26 protein-coding genes are annotated in these 25,613 nt (G+C 39.0%); 2 read left to right on the top strand and 24 right to left on the bottom strand.

Annotated elements, in window-relative coordinates; translation table 11 throughout:
• Positions 1-247: 247 nt before the first annotated feature.
• The 24 genes from yunB to J2S74_RS24735 all read right to left on the bottom strand — a co-directional run bounded on the left by yunB (position 248) and on the right by J2S74_RS24735 (position 24,210).
• A complete protein-coding gene (gene yunB, locus J2S74_RS24850; RefSeq protein ID WP_307331651.1) occupies positions 248-1,084 on the bottom strand; it encodes a sporulation protein YunB in 837 nt (278 codons plus the stop codon).
• Positions 1,085-1,186: 102 nt separating this feature from the next.
• Positions 1,187-1,669 (bottom strand): dihydrofolate reductase, encoded by a 483-nt coding sequence (locus tag J2S74_RS24845; RefSeq protein ID WP_307331648.1) that lies wholly within the window; start codon positions 1,667-1,669, stop codon positions 1,187-1,189.
• Positions 1,666-2,460, bottom strand: coding sequence for a thymidylate synthase (locus J2S74_RS24840; protein ID WP_307331645.1), 795 nt, complete (start codon positions 2,458-2,460; stop codon positions 1,666-1,668). The genes J2S74_RS24845 and J2S74_RS24840 overlap by 4 nt, the downstream gene beginning before the upstream one ends.
• Positions 2,461-2,628: 168 nt before the next feature.
• On the bottom strand, positions 2,629-3,735 hold the full coding sequence (locus J2S74_RS24835; RefSeq protein WP_307331643.1) for an HD-GYP domain-containing protein: 1,107 nt from the start codon (positions 3,733-3,735) through the stop codon (positions 2,629-2,631).
• A gap of 208 nt (positions 3,736-3,943) precedes the next feature.
• Positions 3,944-4,249 (bottom strand): YunC family protein, encoded by a 306-nt coding sequence (locus tag J2S74_RS24830; RefSeq protein WP_307331640.1) that lies wholly within the window; start codon positions 4,247-4,249, stop codon positions 3,944-3,946.
• Positions 4,250-4,360: 111 nt separating this feature from the next.
• On the bottom strand, positions 4,361-5,767 hold the full coding sequence (locus J2S74_RS24825) for a bifunctional metallophosphatase/5'-nucleotidase (protein WP_442345771.1): 1,407 nt from the start codon (positions 5,765-5,767) through the stop codon (positions 4,361-4,363).
• 225 nt (positions 5,768-5,992) lie between these two features.
• A complete protein-coding gene (locus tag J2S74_RS24820; protein WP_307331634.1) occupies positions 5,993-6,820 on the bottom strand; it encodes a sulfite exporter TauE/SafE family protein in 828 nt (275 codons plus the stop codon).
• A gap of 108 nt (positions 6,821-6,928) precedes the next feature.
• Positions 6,929-7,780 (bottom strand): DUF72 domain-containing protein, encoded by an 852-nt coding sequence (locus J2S74_RS24815; RefSeq protein WP_307331631.1) that lies wholly within the window; start codon positions 7,778-7,780, stop codon positions 6,929-6,931.
• A gap of 121 nt (positions 7,781-7,901) precedes the next feature.
• Entirely contained in the window at positions 7,902-9,299 is a 1,398-nt protein-coding gene (gene sufB / locus J2S74_RS24810) for a Fe-S cluster assembly protein SufB (protein WP_307331629.1), read from the bottom strand.
• Positions 9,300-9,462: 163 nt separating this feature from the next.
• On the bottom strand, positions 9,463-9,909 hold the full coding sequence (sufU, locus tag J2S74_RS24805) for a Fe-S cluster assembly sulfur transfer protein SufU (RefSeq protein ID WP_307331627.1): 447 nt from the start codon (positions 9,907-9,909) through the stop codon (positions 9,463-9,465).
• Entirely contained in the window at positions 9,896-11,119 is a 1,224-nt protein-coding gene (locus J2S74_RS24800) for a cysteine desulfurase (protein WP_307331624.1), read from the bottom strand. Before J2S74_RS24800 ends, sufU begins: the two co-directional genes overlap by 14 nt.
• The gene (gene sufD, locus J2S74_RS24795; protein ID WP_307331621.1) at positions 11,119-12,420 is read right to left on the bottom strand and encodes a Fe-S cluster assembly protein SufD; all 1,302 of its coding nucleotides are present in this window, start codon (positions 12,418-12,420) and stop codon (positions 11,119-11,121) included. Before sufD ends, J2S74_RS24800 begins: the two co-directional genes overlap by 1 nt.
• A 27-nt stretch (positions 12,421-12,447) precedes the next feature.
• On the bottom strand, positions 12,448-13,230 hold the full coding sequence (gene sufC, locus J2S74_RS24790; protein ID WP_307331618.1) for a Fe-S cluster assembly ATPase SufC: 783 nt from the start codon (positions 13,228-13,230) through the stop codon (positions 12,448-12,450).
• 447 nt (positions 13,231-13,677) lie between these two features.
• Positions 13,678-13,830 (bottom strand): YuzK family famiily protein, encoded by a 153-nt coding sequence (locus tag J2S74_RS24785; RefSeq protein ID WP_503128595.1) that lies wholly within the window; start codon positions 13,828-13,830, stop codon positions 13,678-13,680.
• A gap of 451 nt (positions 13,831-14,281) precedes the next feature.
• Positions 14,282-14,653: a carboxymuconolactone decarboxylase family protein gene (locus J2S74_RS24780; protein WP_307331616.1), complete on the bottom strand. Its 372-nt coding sequence runs from the start codon at positions 14,651-14,653 to the stop codon at positions 14,282-14,284.
• Between the two features lie 126 nt (positions 14,654-14,779).
• Positions 14,780-15,124 carry an SCP2 sterol-binding domain-containing protein gene (locus tag J2S74_RS24775; protein ID WP_307331613.1) on the bottom strand — a complete coding sequence of 115 codons (345 nt, stop codon included), beginning with the start codon at positions 15,122-15,124 and terminating at the stop codon, positions 14,780-14,782.
• Between the two features lie 105 nt (positions 15,125-15,229).
• Entirely contained in the window at positions 15,230-16,510 is a 1,281-nt protein-coding gene (locus J2S74_RS24770; protein WP_307331611.1) for an MFS transporter, read from the bottom strand.
• A gap of 311 nt (positions 16,511-16,821) precedes the next feature.
• Positions 16,822-17,157, bottom strand: coding sequence for a DUF2553 family protein (locus J2S74_RS24765; protein ID WP_307331608.1), 336 nt, complete (start codon positions 17,155-17,157; stop codon positions 16,822-16,824).
• A gap of 187 nt (positions 17,158-17,344) precedes the next feature.
• On the bottom strand, positions 17,345-17,728 hold the full coding sequence (gcvH, locus tag J2S74_RS24760) for a glycine cleavage system protein GcvH (protein ID WP_307331606.1): 384 nt from the start codon (positions 17,726-17,728) through the stop codon (positions 17,345-17,347).
• Positions 17,729-17,884: 156 nt separating this feature from the next.
• A complete protein-coding gene (locus tag J2S74_RS24755) occupies positions 17,885-18,241 on the bottom strand; it encodes an arsenate reductase family protein (RefSeq protein ID WP_307331604.1) in 357 nt (118 codons plus the stop codon).
• Positions 18,242-18,346: 105 nt separating this feature from the next.
• Positions 18,347-18,502, bottom strand: coding sequence for a hypothetical protein (locus J2S74_RS24750; protein ID WP_307331601.1), 156 nt, complete (start codon positions 18,500-18,502; stop codon positions 18,347-18,349).
• A 306-nt stretch (positions 18,503-18,808) separates the two neighbouring features.
• Positions 18,809-20,590, bottom strand: coding sequence for an acyl-CoA dehydrogenase FadE (locus J2S74_RS24745; protein WP_307331598.1), 1,782 nt, complete (start codon positions 20,588-20,590; stop codon positions 18,809-18,811).
• Positions 20,591-20,629: 39 nt separating this feature from the next.
• Entirely contained in the window at positions 20,630-21,808 is a 1,179-nt protein-coding gene (locus J2S74_RS24740) for an acetyl-CoA C-acetyltransferase (RefSeq protein WP_307331595.1), read from the bottom strand.
• Between the two features lie 14 nt (positions 21,809-21,822).
• Entirely contained in the window at positions 21,823-24,210 is a 2,388-nt protein-coding gene (locus tag J2S74_RS24735; protein WP_307331593.1) for a 3-hydroxyacyl-CoA dehydrogenase/enoyl-CoA hydratase family protein, read from the bottom strand.
• 380 nt (positions 24,211-24,590) lie between these two features.
• Here J2S74_RS24735 and J2S74_RS24730 point away from each other — a divergent pair, with 380 nt between their 5' ends.
• Both J2S74_RS24730 and J2S74_RS24725 read left to right on the top strand, forming a co-directional pair.
• Complete coding sequence (locus J2S74_RS24730) at positions 24,591-24,872, top strand: hypothetical protein (RefSeq protein WP_307331591.1); 282 nt, start codon at positions 24,591-24,593, stop codon at positions 24,870-24,872.
• A 16-nt stretch (positions 24,873-24,888) separates the two neighbouring features.
• The gene (locus J2S74_RS24725; RefSeq protein ID WP_307331590.1) at positions 24,889-25,272 is read left to right on the top strand and encodes a spore coat protein; all 384 of its coding nucleotides are present in this window, start codon (positions 24,889-24,891) and stop codon (positions 25,270-25,272) included.
• The last annotated feature ends 341 nt before the right edge of the window (positions 25,273-25,613 follow it).

Raw genomic sequence — 25,613 nt, 5'->3', positions numbered from 1 at the left:
TTTCCTATTAACTCTTTGTCAAAGTATTTTCTAAATATTCTATACAAATTGAATATATTTTACAATTTAAGAAATAAGCAATGCTTATTCACAGTCTTCACGGAGAGATTATCTACCGTGAAAACTGTGAATAAATGTTAAATATACACTAGTCAAAACTTTTTTTGTAAAACTTTAAGATTATCACAATGTAATGTTTTTACCCTTTGAAACGTTAAAACAAAATAGTTATTCCCTATGATTCAGTCTAATTATTTGAAGAACTCTCTATTTCAAGTTCAGCTGTTTCCGTAGTACCAGTTTCCTGCGAACCTTCTTCTGGTGTTTGAATGATTGCAGCAGACATTCCGTCTCCACCAGCACTATAGAATTCCGGTACTTCCCCAGGTACAAACACCTGACCTACAGGGATAGATGTTTTAATAACTGCATCATCCGTGGCAAATGGAATAACTACCCTAACATCTACTTCAATATCAATGGTCAAGCTAATTACGGTATTATTAATTCCAGTGCTAATTACATCCTGTCCGAAATTTGCCTTTACATCACCGATTGCCGATAACCTTACAGGCACTCTCGGTCCTAAATGGGCTAATAAGGCATTGTTAGTTGCTTGCCCCAATGGAATCATATGAATGATGCCGTCCTCTGAGAATGCCGCTCCCTCCATATCCACATCTACTTCAGAAGGGAGGTGTATATCCCTTACTTTACCATGTTCTATATCGTTTAAGTAATTTTGTACCCTTTTGACCGTCTCTACCATTACCCGGTTATAGGTAACATGATTGAACTGTACGATAGATACATTACCATTGTTGTCTCTTTCAATTTGAACTAAATCTTCTAATCCTAAATCTTCAAGAATTCTTTTGGAAATGGCATCATTAATGGCTAGCGTACCAATACGCTGTGTTTCTGTTTGTGCTATAGTCATTAGTGCCGGCCTAATCCCCTTCTCTACTAGTATAAGTCCTTGTACGGTTAAAAAAGTAAAAATGAGTAGCGAAATTAAGAATACGTAACGAAAGGGCAACGGACCCTTTCTTTTACGGGGACGTATGGTTCGGAATGTTTTCATATAACTGTACTACCCCCTTTCTGCTAATACATATGCAAAAAGGGACAGCTTATTTCATGAAGGAATAAAAAATTTCAAACCTATGCTTGTAATTTTTTGTTTTTATTTTCTTTCATATACTACAAAGGTATGGGCATAAATATTTTTCTCATCAACTTGCCCATCCTCCGATGATATTACCTTCCACTCACTTTGTTCTATTTCTGGAAAAAAAGTATCCCCGGTAAAATCTTCTTTAATATGTGTAATATAGAGACGATCTGCTAACGGAAGAAGGTCGTTATATAGATGGGCGCCTCCAATAACAAAAAACTCCTCCTCTGAATCCAACAAAGGTCTTACTTCACCGATAGAATGTAGTACTTCTACCCCTTCAGGAGCAAAAGCTTTATTTCTCGTTAGAACATAATTTTTTCTATTAGGTAGCGGTTTTCCAATAGACTCAAAGGTTTTTCTTCCCATTAAAACTGGATGTCCTGTTGTTACCTTTTTAAAATACTTAAGATCATTAGGAAGATGCCAAGGCATATCTCCATCTTTACCAATAACATTATTATTCCCCATAGCTGCAATCATAGAAATCATACAGAAACTTCCCCTTTAATCGGAGGATGTGGATCATAGCCTACTAGCTCGAAATCATCTATGGTGAAGTCTTCTACCTTCTTTATACTAGGATTTAACTTCATGGTTGGTAGAGGACGAGGGTCTCTTGTTAATTGCAGGCGAACCTGTTCTATGTGATTTTTATAAATATGTACATCCCCAAAGGTATGAACAAAGTCACCGTATTCTAGCTCACACTCTTGTGCAATCATCATCGTTAAAAGTGCATAGGAGGCGATATTAAACGGTACTCCAAGGAATACGTCTGCACTCCTCTGATACAGTTGGCAGGATAACTTCCCATTGGCTACGTAAAATTGAAATAAACAATGGCAAGGTGCTAAAGCCATTTTTTCCAAGTCCGCTACATTCCACGCACTTACAACAAGCCTTCTTGAATCGGGGTTTGTCTTTATTTGCTCGATTACCTCCCTTAGCTGATCAATAGATTCTCCATTAGGTTTAGGCCAAGACCTCCACTGTTTTCCATACACAGGCCCCAAGTCACCGTTCTCATCTGCCCATTCATTCCAAATTCTTACGTTATTTTCTTGTAAATAACGAATATTTGTATCACCTTTAATAAACCACAACAACTCGTGGATAATTGCCCTTAGTGCTAATTTTTTGGTGGTGACAACAGGGAATCCTTCATTTAAGTTAAAGCGCATTTGATAACCGAAAGTACTGATTGTCCCTGTACCTGTTCTGTCTTCTTTTTCTGTTCCATTGTCTAAAATATGCTGACATAAATCTAAATATTGCTGCATAATCACCTTTCCCCCTTCATGATTTAGATCTTAAACGTAAATTGTTTTTGTTCATCACTCGAATCCGTTACAGTCGGACCAATCACGCCTAAAGGCAGACCACGTCCTATGGGCAACGGCGTAATGTCACCGTCCTGAAAAAAATATTGTATACGAAATGCCCTTTAACTAAGATACTTGTGCTTCTTGTGATAGTGCTGTTTCGCAGGATGTAATGGTTACATCTAGTTGTTTCATTAAGTCCACTTCATAGGCTTCAACTGGATGTTTATTCTCTTTAAGTATACGAATAACGGGTCTTGATGTTAGTACTCCATTTTGCCTTGAGACAATCCCCATTCTACCATCACTTAATTTAACCTCTAAGCCTACAGGATAAATCGCCACAGTCTTTGCAAACATTTCCACCATGTCCTTATCAAACAGCGTGTTTGCCCCAGCAAATAAGATTTCTAAGGCTTCATGTGGCAATCTTGCTTTTCGATAAACTCGGTTTGCCGTTACTGCATCAAACACATCGGCTATTCCGATTAACTTTCCATATAAATGAATATCTTTCCCCATTAATCCCCTTGGATACCCTGATCCATCTAACCTTTCGTGGTGTTGATAGGCACAATGGGCGGTTAATAAGGAAATGGTATGCGATTTTCTTAATATATCAAAGCCGATTGTTGAATGTTCTTTAATTAACTGAAATTCTTCATCGGTCAAGGCTTCCTGTTTGTTCAGAATTTCTATAGGAACAGCAATTTTCCCAATATCATGGAGAATTGCTCCTAGACCTAGTTCTTCTAACTGGCGATTAGTAAGGCCCATTTTCTTTCCAAGGGCTAAGGAATAGACAGTAACATTTAACGAATGATGGAAAATATAGGAATCATAGCAATAAACATCAGAAAGCATGGAAACTGCCTCTTTATGACTGCTAATATCTGAAAGAATACTTTTTACGATGGATGAAAAGGATGGGCTGAGCTTGTCCATATCAATGGACTTTCCTAATTCCATTTGCTTAGAAATCGTTTGAAAATTCTCTTTGATCATCTGCAAGGACTTCCGACGAGTGGAGTCTTTTATGACATCATCAACAAAAATATCATTTGTCTGGTCATCTTCAACATATACGAAAGAAACACCTTTTTCTTTAAGTCGGGATATCATATTAGTAGTTAAATACACACCATGATTTAAAAGAGGTTGTCCATTCTCGTTGTAAATAGCCTTTGCCAATTGATCTTGCTCTTGCAATGAGTATATCGATTTTATCCTCATCCTATTATCCCATCCTTTTAATGACTTCCAGTGATTTCTCTGGCTTGCCCATTAGTCCATTTAATAAATAAGAACTTACAGTTAAAAGATGGCGATGGCTTGTTCGTCGCATGCCTTTTATGGAAAAAAACATAAAAGGCTTTTAAGGGGTTGCAACGACTTTACCATCGCTTTCAGTTAAATCAGAAAGTATAGCTACCCTTTATATCTAATTCGACATTTTTAACAATGCTTCTTTTCCTGTCATTCCTTTGTATATTCCTAAATTCTCCGCTTCTAAGGTGACAGACTCTAATGGTGCATCTATTAATTCTTGTATTGTTTTTACTCCTACTGCGCGGCCTGCAATTATTTTTCGATCCTTAAGCTTAGCGTTTAATAAGCCAACATCTAGAGCACCGCACATAATATAACCTCGGTCATTTGTAACAACTAATAAATATGTTTTAGGAAGTACCACTGATACTGCTGTAAATGGTTTCCCTTCAATATACATAGGCGTAACTTCTACCATTTGCTCCACCTCATTTCAAGATTATAGAAGTTTGTTACTTCCATAGCCTATGAAGGAAATGGCAGATGTGTGAGTGTCCTACTTCCTGTAGGTTATAACACCTCAAACCACTTAAGTCACTAGGTTTCGGAGTTTCCAAGCTAATATGTCCCTTAGCATTTCAGGCATAAAATATGTTTTTTCCTTTATACTACTGATGGCTGGATAGATTTTTCCTAAGGTAAACATATCTACAGTTGCAAGCTTATAAGAACGATTTTTATCTAACGATTCTCCGTGAATAAAAACATCCTTGTCCTGTATGTAAGAGGCATTATTCGATATATCTAGACCACTAAATATCATTTCTCCAAGGATTTTACCTCTAAATCCAAACCCCTTTAATGGGAATTCCACCATTTCTTTTTTCTGTGCCTGCCTAATAATTTCTAAAAGACCTTCTCCTGAAATCATTACGGCTGCTGGATTAATAGGGTGGGGGCAAATACGGTGGACATCCTTAAATGTCACCTTTCCCGTGGGTAAGTTATCAAGAAGTACCCCAGCATTCACCATACCAATGTCTGCTTCACACCATTCCCTTAACCCTTGAGCTAGAAGCTCAATTAATGGCGTGCTATTGTACCAGCTTACTTCCATTGGATCATTTAAATATACAACTTCTGAGCTGGAAAGCTCCCTTTCCCCTTTTTGAGTTAATTTCTTTATCGTATCTTCTGTTTCCTTATCCTTTTCTAATAAGTCTAAGAGAACAGATTCAACGTATTCTGTATTTAAGCTTAATTTACCATTCGTCTCCGTTAGTGTAAGAGCAATTTCACCAGCGTATTTCCCTGATCTGCCTGCTTGATTAATCCAAGTATTATTTATTTTTTTCCCTTCGTGTAACACATGGTGTGTATGGGCACCCAATATGTAGTCGAAACATGGTATCTCTTCCGCAAGGCGTTCATCCTCAAATAACCCAAGATGAGAAAGACAAATTAAAATATCTACTTCTGGTTTAAGCTTATCTACTACTTCTTTTAGTAAGTCAAAAGGGTCCTTTATATCCCACCCTAATGTTTTATAAAACATTTTAAACGGAACAGTGGCACCCGTTATCCCAACACGAATACCATTGTCTGTCGTAAGAATTTCATAAGGAACAGCCCATGGAGGAATACTGCCAGACTCATCAAAAAGATTGCAAACTACTACAGGAAAATTTTTATTTTCATACATACTATTTAAGTCATCCCTTGAAAATGTAATGCCTTCATTATTTCCAATAGTAATTGCATCGTATTTCATTTCATTCAATAAAATAACATTCCCTTTACCCATTAACCCCTCCGTCATAGGATGTACCCTGTCTGCATGGTCACCTATGTCAAAGAGGAGGACACTTTCACCATTCGCAATAGCTTCTGATCTCCGTCTTTTTAACCAAGCAGTAACGGAAGGCCAATTCTCTAATTGACTATGCAAGTCATTTGTATGTAATATCCGGAGTCTCTTTTTTGACAATCGCCCCACCACCAATCTAATTTAGGCTGTTTTCGTAAACATTGTTACTTTTTTTTTGAATAGCTTGAAGAAGCGGAAGGCGTCGACTCCAGCGGGAAAAGCAACGGCTGAAGACCCCACAGGGTGATTTTCCCGAGGAGGCTGAAGCGTTGCCCGCGGAAAGCATACGCCTGGAGCGCATCCAAGCCATATTATATTCGACTTTAAAAAAATCTTTTTGAAAACAACCCTAATTTAAAATAATCCTGTATACCCTTGATAAATAAGTCGTATACCGATGATTATTAAAAAAAAACGTAATAAATTTACAATAGAATCACTTGTCATACGCCGATTAATGGCTGCTCCCATTTGGCCACCAACCCAGGCACCTGGTAATAATGCTAAAGCATATAACCAATCAACATTTCCTAAAGATATATGAGAAATGGAGCTGACGATAGATGATAGAAAGATCATTAGCATGGAGGTTGCCACCGCTATATGCGCGGGAAACCCAAACAGAATAATCATTGCTGGAACCATGAGGGAGCCTCCACCAATTCCAAATAATCCGGAACATATTCCAACTATAAAAGCGATGGGGATGGCAATAATAGGCTCATACCCATAATGGATTGATTTTCCCGATGGATTAATATATTCACGTTTAATTCCAGAAGGATGACGACTCAATGGTTTAATATGTTTTCTTACCATTAATATGAAAGAAACGAGAATGATAAATAGTCCAAACAAAATAAGAAAAGCATCCACCTGTATACCTTTATTCATCCATACTCCAAACAAAGCACCTGGACCACTACCAATGAAAAATATAAATGCACTTTTATAATCCACTGTTTTCTGTTTTAAATAGGCTAATGTAGACGATAATGCTGTAAAAATCATCACCATCAAAGACGTCCCCACAGCTATTTGCGGAGTAATCCCATTAAGAATAGCAGAATAATTACTTAAAATCATAAGGGTAGGAACAATGATGATCCCCCCGCCTAATCCCAATATACTGCCGAAAATTGCGGCAATTAAACCTAGAATGCCAAGTATAAACCATTCCATATTTTCACCCTATTGTTTCGAGGTTCGAGGGAAACAGAGAAAGATTTCCGTATGAATTCTCTTATAATTTAACATAATACGACAAAAAATTTAATTCTGCTACCATTTTCAATCAAATAGGCCCAGTTGTCTAGGTGCTAGTCCACGATACTTTATACCTAAAATTTCGACGAATCGTTTTCCATTCGCTGCAGCATGTCCCCCTGAATTATTATTAAAGAGAACAAAGCTTTCTTTAGTTTGTCCCGAAAGTTTCGTTACTTCTCTCCCTAACTCCTCCAGTTCCCCATCACTATAGTCGTATAAGTACCGAACATCACGCCATTCTTCACCATTAGCTGGTTTATTCCAACCATAAACGTTACGTCCATGCATACGATACAATGTTTTTTCTGGATGGGTTACAACAGGTACAAAAGGGATCGACCTTTCTCCTGCTTGCGGTTCATCACAAATACTATGAATCCATTGATCTTGTTTCATGTATGTAAGGGTGTTGTCGTAATAATCCTCTGAAAACCAGGAGCGGTTTCTAAATTCTAATGCCACGTCCATATCCTGAAACTGTTCTCTGCATAACCTAACATATTCTACATGCTTTTTTTGGCAATCAAACCAAGGGGGAAACTGACATAATACCATCGCAAGCTTATTTGCCTGCACCATTGGCCCGAGGAATTCTTTGAAGGCCTCAAACATCTCTTTCCTTGAAGTAAATGGAATCCCCCCTCGTTGATGTCCAGTAATACCTTGATAAGCCTTGACGATGAACTGAAAGGTCTCTGGTGTCTCGGCTACCCATTTCTCAATATTACGACGTGGTGGAATAGCGTAGAATGATGAGTCTACCTCTACAACCGGAAAGTAGGAAGCATATGTAGATAATTTATTAGAAGTGGACCTTGATCCTTCATACAACGAATCGTGATCCCCCCAACCTGTCAACCCTACCCAAATCATAAAAGACCCCCCTCCAAAATAAAAGCACTACCACAAAATTGTCACACACCCGGTCCCCAACAACTTTGTGAATTAAAAAAATGCGAACCCGCGCGATTGCGGATTCGCTGTATTGATAGTATTATCCGATGGAACCTTCCATCTCAAATTTAATGAGACGGTTCATTTCAACGGCATATTCCATTGGAAGTTCCTTCGTAAATGGCTCAATGAATCCCATAACAATCATTTCTGTAGCTTCTTGCTCAGAAATACCACGGCTCATGAGATAGAACAACTGCTCTTCAGATACTTTAGATACAGTAGCCTCATGCTCAAGAGTAATGTTGTTATTTAAGATCTCATTATATGGGATAGTATCAGAAGTGGACTGATTATCCATAATGAGCGTATCACACTCAATATTTGCTTTGGACCCTTCAGAACGGCGGCCAAAGTGGCAAATACCACGATAAGTTACCTTACCACCGTGCTTAGAGATTGACTTAGAAACGATTGTTGAAGAACAATCTGGTGCTAAGTGAGTCATTTTTGCTCCAGCATCCTGGTGCTGCCCTTTACCAGCAATAGCAATAGAAAGTACATTACCGCGTGCTCCGCGACCTTTCATAACAACGGCTGGATACTTCATTGTTAACTTAGAACCGATGTTTCCGTCAACCCATTCCATTGTTGCGTTTTCTTCAGCAACGGCACGCTTTGTAACAAGGTTAAATACGTTAGGTGCCCAGTTTTGGATAGTCGTATAACGGCAGTAAGCATTCTTTTTAACAATGATTTCTACAACGGCACTGTGAAGAGAGTTCGTTGTATAAACAGGTGCAGTACAGCCTTCAACGTAGTGTACAGAGCTATCTTCATCCGCGATGATTAGTGTACGCTCGAATTGTCCCATGTTTTCAGAGTTAATTCGGAAGTATGCTTGTAATGGTTGCTCTGCTTTTACTCCCTTAGGAACATAGATGAACGATCCACCTGACCATACCGCTGAGTTTAATGCAGCAAATTTATTATCCGTTGGTGGGATTACTTTTCCGAAGTGCTCTCTAAAAATATCTTCATTTTCTTTAAGAGCAGTATCTGTGTCTTTGAAGACGATCCCAAGCTCTTCTAGATCTTCCTTCATGTTGTGATAAACAACCTCGGATTCGTATTGAGCAGAAACACCTGCTAAATACTTTTGCTCCGCTTCTGGAATTCCTAGCTTATCAAACGTATTTTTAATTTCCTCTGGAACCTCATCCCATGAACGCTCTGATTTCTCAGATGGCTTTACGTAATACGTAATATCATCGAAATTTAGTTCTGAGAGGTCGCCGCCCCATTGAGGCATAGGCATTTTATAAAATTGTTCTAATGATTTCAAACGGAAATCTAACATCCATTGTGGCTCATTTTTCATACGGGAAATTTCCTCAACGATCTCCTTCGTTAACCCCTTTTTGGAACGGAAGATGGAGACATCTTTATCGGAAAAACCGTATTGATATTCGCCGATCTCAGGCATTTTTTTTGCCATAGTTAAACCCTCCCTTATTTATATCCACGTGACTTAGCTTTCAACAACCATTATCCTTCAGCCAAAACCTATAAAGGGAAGTTAAAATGACTAAAGATTCTATATGTTCATTTTACAACACATACATAGTGAAAACCAAGTTAAACTGCTTTTTAAATAATAATTATTCTTCTTCTTGTTCGTTTAAGCCCTTCTCCATTGCTTTCCAAGCTAATGTTGCACATTTGATTCGAGCTGGGAACTTAGCAACTCCTTGAAGTGCTTCAATATCCCCTAAATCAAATTTATCTTCATCGTAATCTTTCCCTAACATAATCGCGGAAAATATTTCAGAAAGCTTCAATGCATCATCAACAGTCAAACCTTTTATAGCCTGTGTCATCATGGAAGCAGACGACAAGCTAATGGAACAGCCTTCTCCTACAAACTTAGCGTCAGCAATTTTCCCATCTTCCACTTTCATTTGTAGTTGGATTCGGTCTCCACAGGTAGGGTTATTCATATTGATATTTAATGAATCGCCTTCTAATTCTCCACGATTTCGAGGATTCTTATAATGATCCATAATGACTTGACGATACAATGTGTCTAGTTGATTACCCAAAGACATTTCCGAAATACTCCTTTGTTTTTATTAATGCTTTTACGAAAGCATCCACGTCTTCCTCTGTATTATAAAGGTAGAAGCTCGCCCTAGCTGTTGCAGATACATCCAACCATTTCATTAATGGCTGTGCACAATGGTGACCAGCTCGAACGGCGATCCCTTCTGCATCTAAAACAGTGGCAACATCATGGGGATGAACATCATCACAGTTGAAGGTGACAAGTCCCGCACGATCCTTTGGTCCATAAATTTCTATACCATCAACTTCAGATAAGCGCTCCATGGCATACTGTACTATTTTATGCTCATGGGCTTCAATGTTTTCTAAGCCAATATCATTTAAGAAGTCAATAGCAGCGCCTAAACCGATGGCACCAGCAATAATTGGAGTACCCCCTTCGAATTTCCAAGGCAGCTCTTTCCAGGTGGATTCCTGTAATCCAACAAAGTCAATCATTTCTCCACCAAATTCAATGGGTTCCATGTTTTCTAAAAGCTTCTTCTTACCATAGAGTGCCCCAATTCCTGTAGGACCACACATTTTATGACCAGAGAAAGCAAAGAAATCACAGTCTAATTCTTGGACATCCACTTTCATATGGGGAGTACTTTGTGCTCCATCCACTACCATAATAGCACCATTCTTATGGGCAATTGCTGCTATTTCCTTAATAGGGTTGATCGTACCAAGGGCGTTTGAAACTTGCATTACAGAAACAATTTTTGTTTTATCTGTAATGGTTTCCTCCACATCCGGAAGGCTTATTGTGCCGTCCTGTTGTAAAGGAAGATACTTCAATGTAGCTCCTGTCACTTTTGCCACCTGTTGCCAAGGAATAATATTGCTGTGATGTTCCATTGGTGTTATGACAATCTCATCCCCAGGACCTACATTTTCCCGTCCGTAGCTTGTTGCAACTAAATTAATTGCAGTTGTCGTTCCACGAGTAAATACAATTTCCTCTGTGCTCCTTGCGTTGATAAAAGAGCGAACCTTCTCACGTGCGCCTTCGTATCCATCCGTCGCTAACGTACCGAGAGTATGAACACCTCGGTGAACGTTAGAGTTATATCGACGATAATAATCATCCAGTGCTTTAATAACAGGAGTAGGCTTTTGAGAAGTTGCCGCACTATCTAAGTACACAAGAGGATGACCATTTACTTCTTGGTTAAGAATCGGGAACATTTCACGGACTTCTTTAGCGTTCATTAGTCTACTTTCCTTTCTATAACCTCTATCAGTTGCTCTTTCACGGACTCTATAGGCAATTCATTAACGACAGGTGCTAAGAATCCATGGATGATGAGACGCTCTGCTTCGTGACGGGAGATTCCACGGCTCATAAGATAGAACATTTGAAGAGGATCTATTTTACCAACGGATGCAGCGTGACCTGCTGTTACATCATCTTCATCGATTAATAAAATAGGGTTAGCATCCCCACGTGCTTTTTCACTTAACATAAGAACACGTTCTGTTTGTTCTCCATTTGATTTCGTAGCCCCATGCTCAATTTTAGTCACACCGTTAAAGATAGAAGTAGCTTCATCTCTCATAACACCGTGCTTTAATATTTGACCATCGGAATTCTTTCCAAAATGGATTATATTTGTTGTAAAGTTTTGAACTTGCTTTCCACGACCAATGGCAACAGTTTTCGTATCACCATAAGATCCTTCTCCAACTAGATACGTAGTATTTTCTGATACGGTATTTCCATCATTCATTTGTCCTAATGCCCAGTAAACTTTCGCATCTCTTCCTGGCACATGGGCACGACGGTTTACATAGGTCGTTACCTCAGTAGATAGATTATCTACTGCCCCGAAATTTACAGTAGCACCATCTGCAACATAAACTTCTGCAATAATGTTAGCAACCGCTTCTACAGGAGTACCTTCTGTAACATAGTTTTCAATATAAGTTACTGAACTATTGGCTTCCGCCACGATAAGAACATGATTAAATAAACCGAAGTTCCCTTCCTGTGTATAAACAGCTTGTAAAGGAACATCTACTTCCACATTTTTAGGAACATAGATAAACGTACCGCCATTCATTAAAGCTGCATGAAGGGCTGTTAATTTATGTTCATTTGCAGAAACAGCATCTTGCATAAAATACTTTTGTACAAGGTCACTATGCTCTTTTACTGCTGTTTGAATATCTGTGAAAATTACCCCTTTTTCTGTTAAAGAAGCATCTACCTTTTGGAAAGTGGTAACACCATTATTTTGTGCCAATAATGTTTGTACATTTTCTCCAATAAGGCCCTTGACTGTGTCAGATAAACCTTCAATATTACCTGCTGCTTCTACCTTCGCTTCCAGTTGGTGAGGTGTGAAGTTCCACTTCGCAATATTGGTTTTATCAGGTTTCGGTAATTCTAATGATTCCACCTTCTCTAAAGACGAAACACGTAAGTCTGTCAGCCACTGAGGTTCTTGGCGATCTTTAGAGAAGCTTGCTACGTCATTCTGAGTCACTGGAAATTTCGTTTCCGCTGTCATCTTCATTCCTCCTCTTAAAAACCGCTACTATTCTTGACCTACAGTTTCGTCTTCAATTCCTAGCTCTTCTTTAATCCAGTCATACCCTTCAGCCTCTAATCGCTCAGCTAATTCAGGTCCACCAGATTTAACAATACGTCCTTGCATCATTACATGAACGAAGTCAGGCGTTATATAATTTAAGAGACGTTGATAGTGAGTGATGATTAAGCATCCGAAATCGTCACCTTTTAAAGAGTTAATTCCCTTTGCAACTACTTTCAGTGCATCGATGTCCAAACCAGAGTCAATCTCATCAAGGATAGCAATTTTAGGCTCTAGCATTAATAATTGAAGAATCTCATTACGCTTCTTTTCTCCACCAGAAAATCCTTCGTTTAAATAACGATGCTGGAAAGACTCATCCATTTCTAATGTTTTCATTTTTTCATCCATTCTACGAATAAACTTCATTAAAGAAATCTCGTCCCCTTCATCACGGTTAGCGTTGATTGCGGAACGAACGAAGTCTGCATTTGTAACACCGCTCACTTCACTTGGATACTGCATTGCAAGGAATAGCCCTGCGCGAGCTCGCTCATCTACTTCCATTTCAAATAAGTCTTCCCCATTAAGAGATGCTTTCCCTGAAGTAACCTCATATTTAGGGTGACCCATAAGTGCAGAAGCAAGTGTTGACTTACCAGTACCGTTTGGCCCCATAATAGCGTGGATCTCCCCACCCTTTACTTCTATTCCAAATCCTTTCAAAATTTCCTTCTCTTCAATAGAAACATGAAGATCTTCAACCTTCAAACTAGGTTTAGTCATAGCCAATACCTCCATTATTTTGCATCATATAATATAATCGTGCTAAGATTGAATTTGGTGATCATCAAGGAAGTCCATTCTCAATCTATTCTCATTCTAATCTTATACTAAATGAAAAATGAGTTCAAGGGAAAGCATTCATTTCTTTCTTCCTCTCTAAATTCCCCAAATTCTTTAAAACAACTCATAAATTATGTATTATTTTATTTTATTCCTTTTTTTATTCACACACCTTTCACATTTAATTTGAAATAAGTATTGACTCTCCCCATTTTTCAACAATATTCTCTGTTAATGGTTCCAATTTATACTAATGTCTATTCTCAATACGCTTCCTTTTCCTTAATCTAATTGAGAATCAATATCGTTTAGCATCTTTATTATTATCTAAAAAAGCCAAAAGGCCAGTATGAATGTATCATACCAGCCAATTTCATTCTTTTGATTCTAAGGGTGAACTAAACGATTGTGTTGTGCAACTATGTTGATAGAACGCTTATGGTCCTTTTCTCTTTTCTGTTCCACTTCCATACGGTTTTCTAACTTTCGGTTATATTCCTCATAACCTATACCGTGAGATTGAAACATTGCCTTTTCCATCTCAGTCGTATAATTCTGTTGCTGACTGATAATAAATCACTTTCCTTTCAAATGTCTTTTGACCAACTCGAGTTAGATTCACTAACAAATTTTATTGTTGGCCTTCATTTGTATCACATGTTTTATCATAACATCTGTCATTAAGGTAACCAACATGTGTATGATGTTATATTTTTTAACATACAATGATTGCACACTCTTACGAGAATTGAATTCGACTATCTATACAATATCCCTCAATTCCTGTGAGATGCTCCACTTTTGAAAGGATTGACTTTTATAGAAGCCACTGAAAAAGATCGCTTTTTATCTTTTTCAGTGGGCTTGAAGCAATGAGCGGAGCCGTTGCAATGTTTCGAAGCCTGATATGATTGGGTTTCTCATATCAGGCGCGCAACGCGCGGAGCCATTGCCACTGTTTATATTGACTTTTTCAGTGGCCTCCTTTTATCTAGTGGGTCTTTCCGTTAAATTCCTGGAAGCATTCTTCCACAAGGGTAACGCCTTGGCTCATTGCGGCCCCGCCTCCAAATGCTCCTGTCACGCCAACAGCTTCTAATATTTCTTCCTTCGTACATCCGTGATCCATGCAGCCCTTCATATGATAAATAATGCAATATTCATCCTGTGCGTACAAACTAATCCCTAACGCAATCAACTGCTTTTCCTTTTGTGTCAATTTACCTTCTGCAAAGCAAGCACCAGTAAATTCATTGTACTTACTGGCAATATCAGGCATTTGCTGTGTAAAACGACCTAAACCTAACTTATAATCATGAAGTGCTTCACTAATCATTGATCCGTGGTTTTCCATATTTTCCATGTCAACTCTCCTTCAAATTAAAACTTGAACACTGATAGTATGACTTCCCACGATAAAAAAATATTCAGGAAAAAAAATAAAGAGGGCGTTTAATCTGATCATTTACTGACCATCATAAACACCCTTTTATAATGAGGTTTTGGTTGATCCTTTGCTTAGGTATAATATGGACTCTAGTAATAATAGATCCTTTAAGTTCCCGCTTATGCCCAATTCTCCTCTTTTTTTCATAGACAATAAAAAGTCATCCCCGTTGAGTAAAAGACGAAATGCTTCTAAACTTCCTTCAATGACCACATCTCCTACGGAATCTAACTTAGATTCAATATGAACATTTCGTCCCTGAAAATGTACAAGCCATTGCTCCTCCTCACAGATAAAGCATACCTTTAAATCAGCTTTATCTAATAGTTCATGCATGTGAGAAGCTTTGCGTATTTTTTCGATAGTGGAAGATAGGAGTTGATGCATTTTAAACACCGCCTTTGATTGCTTACATTACCTATTCCACTTCAAGTAGGGGGAATCCTTCTTTTTATAGAGTCTGTTCAAAAAGTTCGGTTTTTGAACAAACTCTTATACCGCGGTTTCTTGTCTATTACTTTCATTTATTTTTGGAATCCTATTTTTAAAGACAACATACAAGTAGATGGTTCCTAGGAGATATAGAACAGCAGTGATAGAGAAAACAATCACATACCCTGTGTATGAACCATAAACCATTACAATTGTTGTTGAGACTGGTCCCATCACGGCCCACCCGAGCATAAAGACGGCCTGCCCTACGGAATTGGCAAAACCTTTTATGGAATCATCTACCATTCGCATCATTAACGACATCTGAATAGGGTTACCTGCATTCATTAATGCTTGTCGGAACAAGAAGCCAAATACTGCCCAATAGAGGTTTTGCGTATAAGCAGTAAGTAATAAAAAAGGAATCGAAGCTAATTGGAGAAAAACAACAGCTCGAATTTCTCCCACTTTATTTACAACAGCAGGTCCAATGAGCAAGGCTACTGCTGTCATTGCCTGGCCTGCAGAAAGGATAAGACCTACTAAAGAGTGTGAAATATCAAAACGATCCACAAAATAAAGATTCAAATATGGAATGACTAATCCCGAACCAAACCCAATAAGAATTTGGGCACCAGCAAACAGAAATATAATCTTAAAGCCATTTCTATGAGTTTTGAAAAGTGCTTTAAAGGATTTATCCTGAACCTTTTTATTTGATAGCTTGCGGTCCTCCCGAATTTTAATAATTGGTATCAGTGCAAGGAAGAAGAACACCGCCCCAACTAGCAACGTTATTCTTACACTCCATAACGCACTCATTCCAATGATGTATTGGAAGAAGTCACTTAACGTTCCCCCAAGAATATTACCAATGACATTAGCTACCATAATGATGGCAAAATTAAAGCTAAATAAATGAACTCGTTGCTTCTCTGTAGAATTTTCCGCAAGGAGCGGGATAGAAGAAACTTGAATAAAGGCCATAAACATACCAGTCATAAACGCTGTCCCAAGGAGTAGTATATCCAACGATAATACTGCCCTTAGGAACAAACTGGTGGCCGCAAAGATGGCCCCAAAGAGAATTAACTTTTTACGGCCAATACGATCGCTTAAAATACCTGCAGGTAATAATAAAAGTGCCGTTGCAATAGATTGCATGGCAATAACAGAACCGTTCATTTGGTCGTCAAAGCCTAACTCCCTAATGTAATAATTATAAATAATCATAAATATACCCATTCCCACGTGGGCGAACGTTGAGCCCACTAGGAACAGGCGAACATTTTTATTGTAACCTTTAAATTGGTTCGTCCACTCACCAACAAACTTACTCATTTATTTGGTTCCTACCTTCCTTAACAAAAAACAAAGTGTATTACATGAAATTGTTACTTTATTTAAAAATTAATGCAATTTAGATATTTCGAGTGTCTAAATACCATATTAATCATAGACCAAATAAAGGATTTTGAAAAGGAAAATTTGTTGGAGATTTTAGGGATTTTTTGGTTGGTTGGTTAATTGGTATTAAGTTGAAGGGCTACTTCCCCCGTAGTCATCTTTCCCTACTGCAGTTACTACCAACACCTACATCAAAAAAGCTACATGCCTCCTTTGGAGCATGCAGCTTTCCCCTATACCTTAAATTAGCACCATCCCATATCGCAGCCTTCTACATATGATTTGGGCTGCTGTTTATTGGTTTGAGGTTGTTTTTTATATATTTTTTCGTTATCAAGCTCAAACCCTTCAGCCATTTCATAAATATGCTGCTGACCTTGGCTTTTAAGCTTACCGATTTTTTTCTTATCTAAATAAAGTCCAGTTTCCCCATTTTCCTCTTGTCTATGGTCAACTTGCTCTGTGATTTCAATTCTTGCTTTAGGTTGGTGGTTTGCTGCATCATTGACTAAGCTCTGATCCACAGTAGGATGGTCCACATCATCACCCATGTTATCATAGAAATCTTGATCTTTCGCCATATCTTCTCCACCCCTTTCTTTTATGCTTAGCTTTATCCTTTTTCACTCTAAGTATGATCAAATGGACAGGGGTAACTTTGACCAAATAAGCTAAAAATTGTGCGGGACCGGGTCCCGTACAATTTTGTGAACAATAAAAAATACCAAAGGCTGTTTTAGATAGCCTTTGGCATTTTTAATCAAATAATTAGTCTTCTTTAATCATTGCTTCGTATTCTTCTGGCGACATTAACTTATCAACTTCAGAAACATCGGAAGGTTCAACTACAATCATCCATGCTTTTTCGTATGGAGACTCGTTAACAAATTCAGGAGAATCTTCTAGGTCTTCATTTATTTCTACTACTTTACCACTAATTGGTGCATATAGTTCGGAAACGGTTTTTACAGATTCTACACTTCCAAACGGCTCGTCCGCTTCAATTTCATCTCCAACCTCAGGCAGTTCAACAAATACAATGTCTCCAAGCTCTGATTGAGCAAAATCCGTAATACCAATACGAACCTTGTCTCCTTCCACCTTTACCCACTCATGTTCTTCAGAATACTTTAAATCCTTAGGTAAATTCATTAATGATTCCCTCCATCTTTATCTTCTTAAAAATAATACGAACTGATGTCACGTTAGCACATTAATCCATTATGTATAAATCAGTTCGTCTTCATACTCCCAATTAAACTATAGTACAAATTGGCAAGGCATGGCAACTATCTAAATGAATTAATATTACTTCCAAACCTCGTTAAACGTCTCCTCTTTAAAGCCAACGGTTACCTTTTTCCCATCAGTAACTATGGGACGTTTAATTAACATACCATCAGATGCTAATAAATCCAACAATTCATCGTCAGAGGCTGTTTTAATCTTGTCCTTTACTCCTAGCTCACGATACTTCTTTCCACTAGTATTAAAAAACTTTTTTAACTCTAACCCACTTTTTTCATATAACTCTCTAAGCTTTTCCTTAGATGGGGGATCATTAACGATATGGATCTCTTCATAATCAATCCCTTGTTCATCAAGCCACTTTTTAGCATTACGGCATGTCCCACAGGCAGGATATTGATAAAAGGTTAAACTCATTTTTCTTCAAACCCTCCTTCATTCGTTCATAAATTAATGGCAATCATTTTTGATTGCCACAATTACGATAATATTATAATTGGTCTTTAATTTCACATTTTCTGCTTATTCCTCTTCATTCTTGTCTTCTGTATCTTTAGGAGATAAGATTTCATATGTTTCTCGTAACGGATCCATAACCCCTAAAGAAATTTCCCTTGAAAATTCCTCAACAGCATCAAACTTTTGGCCCTTAATAAACTCATTGTTAGGCTTTTTCATAAGAAAGTCACTCCTAAAGTATTATTAATGGCTTAGTTTGAACCATGCCTTTATATAAATACCAAGAAAATAATGTCAAAGGATGTTTACCAATAATTAATAGGGCTTGGATGAAACAGACGACGTTCCCAAGCTTACAAAATTCTAAAAGCCGCCAAAAGGAAAGAGTCCCAATAATAATTGGAACTCTTTCCCTTCTAACAGAGAGGAGAATGCCCTTTCTTCTAGAAAGGAGATTATTATTGTATTGGGGCAGGGGAGTGCCCCAATTTGGATAACAAATGACAATTAAGCATAATTTTCGGTTTATACAACGTACTTTTCTGCTTCGATAATTCTTGCTGCAATTTCTCGTTTCTTTGCCACCACATTAACAGGAGTATGGCGAGTAAGCTTCTTGAGAATAGAAAGCATGGTGAGTAAGGAATCGCCCTCTTCCAATGCTACAAGTGATTCTTTTGCAATGGCTTCAATACGATTAATTGCCTCTTGTGTGAAAACTTGTGTCATTAACAACTTTTGATTGGCCTTTTCTAAGCCATCCTTAGCAATGGCTTTTTCAGTACGGAGTACACAGGATTCGATGCTGAAAATATCGGATACGATGTCAGCGATGTTTGCCAATAATTCCTGTTCCTTTTGAAGTTTCTCTCCGTGTGTTTGAACAGCAGTACCTGCAACAAACATAAAGATCTTCTTCGCATTTTCAAGTAAATATTTTTCTTGCTCTAATGGTTCATCTCCAACAAGCTGTGGCATCATCATCATCAGCTCTTCTTGCAGCGATCCTGCCTGTTCAAGGAGTGGGAGGTCTCCTTTCATTGCTTTGCGCATGATCGTCGCTGGCACGAGCATACGGTTAATTTCGTTTGTCCCTTCAAAAATACGGTTAATACGAGAGTTACGATACATCGTTTCCACTTCGTACTCTGCCATAAATCCATAACCACCATGAATTTGAACTGCTTCGTCAGCAACAAAGTCTAAAACTTCGGAACCAAATACTTTATTTAATGAGCACTCAATGGCATATTCACTAATGGCTTTCCCTACCACTGCACCATCCCTTTGCTCTTCGGTTGATAAAGCTTCAAATGCTGTATCAATAAGTCCGCCAGTGCGGTAAATCGTACTTTCCGCTGCATAGGTTTTTGCAGCCATTTCTGCTAACTTCTTTTGAATTAGTGTAAATTTAGAAATAGGAAGCTTAAATTGCTTTCGTTCATTAGCATATTTTGCAGCTAGCTCAATACCATATTTCGCCCCCCCAACACAGCCTACCCCCAACTTCCAACGGCCAATGTTCAAAATGTTAAAGGCAATAACATGCCCTTTCCCGATTTCTCCAAGGACATTTTCCTTTGGAACGAGGGCATCCTCTAGAATTAATGTACGAGTGGAGGACCCTTTAATACCCATTTTCTTTTCCTCTGGACCAGTGGAAACTCCTTCATACTCCCTTTCTACGATAAAAGCAGTAAATTTCTCTCCGTCTACCTTAGCGTAAACGACGAAAACATCGGCGAAGCCAGCGTTTGTAATCCACTGTTTTTCTCCATTTAAAATATAGTGAGTACCAGCATCATTTAGCTTTGCTGTTGTTTTGGCACTTAAGGCATCGGAGCCTGAGCTAGGTTCCGTTAGGGCATAGGCTGCAATCAACTCACCAGATGCTAAACCAGGTAGGTACTTTTTCTTTTGCTCCTCATTACCAAAATAAACAATCGGTAAAGTACCAATCCCCACATGGGCACCATGAGATAAGGAAAAAGATCCTGCCAGGGCAAATTTCTCTGTTATCAGGGAAGAACTTATTTTATCTAATCCTATTCCACCATACTCCTCAGGAACATCTGCCCCTAATAATCCAAGTTCTCCTGCTTCCTTTAATAAGCGAACGGAAATATCAAACTGGTGCTCCTCAATTTTTTCAATTTCGGGAACCACCTGCTCCACAACGAAGTCCTCCGTTGTTTTGGCAATCATCTTGTGTTCATCCGTTAAATCCTCCGGAGTAAATACTTTATCTGCCGAAACTTCCTCCAATAGAAAGCCGCCACCCTTTAGGGTTTTATCCTGAGTCGCCATCGTTATAATCCCCCTTTAAATAATTTTTTTCAAAGCTTACTAGACTAACTCAAATACACCTGCTGCCCCCATTCCTCCACCGATACACATGGTGACAACACCAAATTGTTCTCCACGACGCTTCATTTCATGGATCAAGCTCAGCGTTAGCTTTGTTCCGGTGCATCCTAACGGGTGACCTAATGCGATAGCCCCGCCGTTAACATTTACTCGATCATGGTCTAGCCCTAAATGACGAATCACTTGCAACGATTGGGAAGCAAAAGCTTCATTTAATTCAAATAATCCAATATGTGATATTTCTAATCCCGCTAGCTTCACTGCCTTTGGAATAGCTTCCACAGGTCCGATACCCATAACTTCTGGTGCAACCCCTGCTACGGTAAAGGACCTGAACTTCACTAAAGGCGTGAGACCGTCTGCTTCCGCTTCTTCACGATCCATTACCAGTACAGTTGCAGCACCATCGCTCATTTGCGAGGCGTTACCTGCTGTAACCGTTCCTTTTACATGGAAGGCAGGGCGTAGTTTTGCCAAGGCCTCTACCGTTGTATCAGGACGAACCCCTTCGTCCGTATCAAAAACAATGTTCTTTTCCACCAATTTATTTTTTTCATCAAAGGACCGTAACGTAACGGGAACAGGTACGACCTCATCCTTAAATTTTCCTTCCGCAATAGCTTTCGCTGCCCGTTTATGACTTTCCACTGCAAAGGCATCTTGATCCGTACGGGACACCTCAAAGCGTTTTGCTACCTCTTCCGCCGTATGGCCCATACTCATGTAATATTCCGGTGCATTTTCAACTAAGGTTGGGTTGGGTGCTATAACATGACCACCCATTGGAATCATGGTCATGGACTCGGCACCACCGGCTAAAATGGCCTTTGAGTGTCCAAGCATAATACGCTCGGCTGCATAAGCAATACTTTGTAAACCGGAAGAGCAATAACGATTGATGGTGATGGCCGGAACCGATTCGGGAAGCCCAGCTAAGGCAGAAATATTTCTTGCCATGTTCATCCCTTGCTCTGCTTCTGGCATGGCACAGCCGATAATCACATCCTCGATTCTGCTTGCATCAAAATTGTTTGCCCGTTTCAACGTTTCTTTTATGGTAATAGCCCCTAAGTCATCCGGCCTTACTGTGGCTAATGTTCCTTTCTTCGCTTTTCCTACAGGTGTACGAGCACCTGCTACGATGACCGCTTCTCTCAAGAAATTCCCCTCCTTTAGTTACGTAATGGCTTTCCTTTGATGAGCATGTGCTGCATTCTTTGCTGAGATTTCGGTTCCCCTACTAAGCTTAAGAATGCCTCCCGCTCTATATCTAACAGATACTGTTCATCTACCTTAGTCCCTTTTGCTACCCTACCACCTGCAATAACAAAGGCTAACTTTTCGGCGATTTTCATATCATGCTCCGATGCGTAGCCGCTCAAGAACATTTGTTTTGCACCTAAGAGCATCGTGGCATATCCCGTTTCTCCCACAACAGGGATCTTTTCCCGCTTCGGTGGGGTATAGCCTTGATTTGAAAGATGAAGCACCTTTTGTTTCGCATCGTGGAGTAAGTGATCCCCATTGATACTGATACCATCCACTGGCCGTATGAATCCCAGTTGTTCCGCCTCCTGTGCACTTGTGGATACCTTAGCCGTTGCGATTGTTTCAAAAACTTGGTTGGCAATGGCTTGCAGATTGATTTGTGCTCCTTCAGGTAAACGTTGAATTTGACGTAAATAAAGCTCTTTATTTCCTCCCCCACCAGGAATAAGGCCGACGCCAACTTCCACTAATCCCATATACGTTTCAAGGGACGCCTGAATGCTAGCAGAAGGTAAGCAAATTTCTGTTCCACCACCTAAGGTCATGGCAAAGGGGGCAGAGACAACTGGTTTAGAAGCATACCGAATTTTTGCCATGGATTTTTGAAATTGCCGGACCACAAGATCAATCTCCGGGAAATTCATATCTTGTGCTTCCATAAGGATCATCATTAAGTTAGCACCAACACAGAAATTTTTCCCTTGGTTATTAATAACGAGACCTCGATAGTTCTTTTCAACCTCATCAATGGATTTATTGATCATTTGCATAACGTCAAGGCCAATGGAGTTATTCGGTGATGTGAATTCAAGACAAGCAACATCATCACCAATATCAATAAGGGATGCCCCCGCATTTTTCATAATCACACCGTTATCCGTTTTTTTAACTGCCTTTAAATAAATGACTTTCGGGTTGATCTCTCCTTTTACGTACTTACCAGATTCATAGTATTCGTCAAATGACTGATAAAAACTAGTAAACCCGTTATCTAGCATTTCCTTTACCCAAGCTGGTACCGTCTCCCCTTCATCCTCCATCCGTTTAACGGACTTTTTTACACCGATGGCATCCCATGTTTCAAATGGACCTAACTCCCAGCCAAAACCCCACTTCATGGCTAAGTCCACGGACCGGATAGAGTCCGCTACTTCTGCATATTTTTCTGCGGTATATAGGAGAACCGGTTTTAAGATGTTCCAAACTAATTCCCCGGCACGGTCATCAGCATATACAAGCGCTTTCATTTTATCGGATCTTGATTTTGCCTGCTTACTACGTTGAACGGATGGAGCCTTTAATTTCCTTCTTTCCACGTACTCCATCGTTTCAAAGTCAAGCTCTAAAATCTCACTGCCTTTTTCCGTTTTCTTCTTATAATAAAATCCCTGCCCTGATTTACTACCAAGCCACCCTTTTTCCGCCATTTGCTTCATGAATGCCGGTGGGTCAAAAACTCCCTTTTCTTCCCCTTCCACTTGGTCGTAAACATTTTTAGCTACATGTAAAAATGTATCTAGCCCTACCACGTCAAGGGTGCGGAAAGTAGCACTTTTCGGTCTCCCTAGCGCTGGTCCTGTAACAGAATCAACCTCACCTACAGAGTAGCCCCGTTTTAACATTTCCCTTACCGTAATTAGGAGGCCATATGTTCCAATTCGGTTAGCAATAAAGTTAGGAGTGTCCTTCGCTTCAACAACACCTTTTCCTAAAACATCTTCTCCGAATGTTCTCATAAAGTTGAACACTTCATCCGATGTATCTTTCGTACGAATTACCTCTAATAGCTTTAAGTATCTAGGTGGATTAAAAAAATGAGTCCCTAAAAAATGCTTTCGGAAATCTTCCGAACGTCCTTCCGCCATTGCTTCTATGGATATACCAGAGGTGTTGGAGCTGACGATGGTCCCTTCTTTTCGGTATTTATCTACTTGTTCATATACTTTCTTTTTGATTTCAAGGTTTTCTACAACCACTTCGATGACCCAGTCGACTTCAAAAAGGCGTTTCATGTCATCTTCCATGTTCCCTACCTCAATGAGGTCCACATTTTCTTTTTTTGCTAAGGGAGCAGGTTTTTGTTTCTTCAGTTTTTGGATGGCCTCTACAGCTAGTTGGTTTCTTACAGCAGGGTTGTCTAGCGTTAACCCCTTATTTTTTTCCGAGTCCGTTAGTTCTGGGACGATGTCCAATAACAGCGTAGGAATTCCCACATTTGCTAAATGTGCAGCGATACCAGAGCCCATAACTCCTGATCCCAATACAGCAACTTTTCTGATTCTCCTCGCCATGATAAACCTCCTTCTTCATTTGAATGAATACTCATTCATTTTTAGGGTAAAAAAATTTTGCACCACATGCGAAATTATTATGTCACGAAATGTTTACATCTTTTACTATATATAATTTTATTCGATGTTGCAACAGTATTAACTGAAAATTTATTTTTTTATGAATGGAACGGGAATTCTGTCAGTAGTGTTTTCAATCTGTTTACTAACAAATACTTTGTCACAAGATGTTCAAAAATTGCTTCCTTCCCTACAAAGCTAGGTTTCTAACAGAAAGTACTCGTTTTTTCATAATGGATCTTTGTATACTCCCCATTACAAAGAGAACACTAAAAAGGATCCAAATGATTTCAAGCTTATGTATAAAGGAGGAATACCAAATGCAACAACAACAAAGTGCAGGGCAGCAAGGTCAGCAGCAACAGAATATTATGCAGCAACCCCCTAATGTAGTCACAACAAAGGATCATTTGTATATTAATGATATGCTATCTTGGAATTTACTTGCCATGAAAAAAGCACATTTCTTTGCGCAACAATGCACGGACCAACAAATTGCCCAAGCATTAGAGCAAGCTGGAAAAATGCATTATGCCCATTACCAAACAATACTTAATCACTTAAATCAGCAAAACCAAGTTCAGCAATTGCCGACGCAATAGGAAAGGAGGAACAAACATGAATAATAATCAAATGCAAAACCAAGGACAACAGCAGCAATCTCAAAAAATTAAAAACCCAAAGACTCAAGTACCTCAAACTCCACAAATGACAGATCGTGATTATATTAATGATATGCTTACAACTGAAAAGCACATGACTGGTTCTTATTCAGTGGCATTGAATGAGGCAAGCCACCAAGCACTTTATTCTGACTTACAACAAATTTTCACTGAAACACAACAGTGCCAAAGAGACCTATTTAATTTAATGTTTGAAAAGGGCTGGTATAGCTTTGATGCTGAACAACAACAATCGCTAAATCAATCGTATCAACAATATTCAGGGTATCAAAGCCAAATGCCTTATTCACAAGGTAATGGCGGACAAATGTCACAATAAACTTTTTTCTGGGAAGACCTCCATGCCAATATTAATTCGCACCATGGAGAATTAAAATTTAAGTCAGCAGCATAGGAATGAGCGAAGGTCCGTGAGACTCCTGTGGGAGAATGGCGAGGAGGCTTGGCAGGTCACCCACGGAAAGCGAGCGGACCGTAGCGAATGAAAACCTGATTTGTATTTTCAGGAGAGACAGAATTCTAATCTGTCTCTTTTTCGATTCCTTATTAAGTGAATGAATTTCATAATTCACTTTTTAAAAAAGCAAACACTCTCAGAATAATAGTTATACCGTTAAAAAATTTGATTTATTAACTTTGATGTTGATTTTCGCTACAGGA

This window comes from Evansella vedderi (assembly GCF_030813435.1).
Taxonomy (GTDB): Bacteria; Bacillota; Bacilli; order Bacillales; family Salisediminibacteriaceae; genus Evansella; species Evansella vedderi.
Note: the sequence above shows the minus strand (reverse complement) of the source record. Positions and strands in the feature narration are given on the sequence as shown.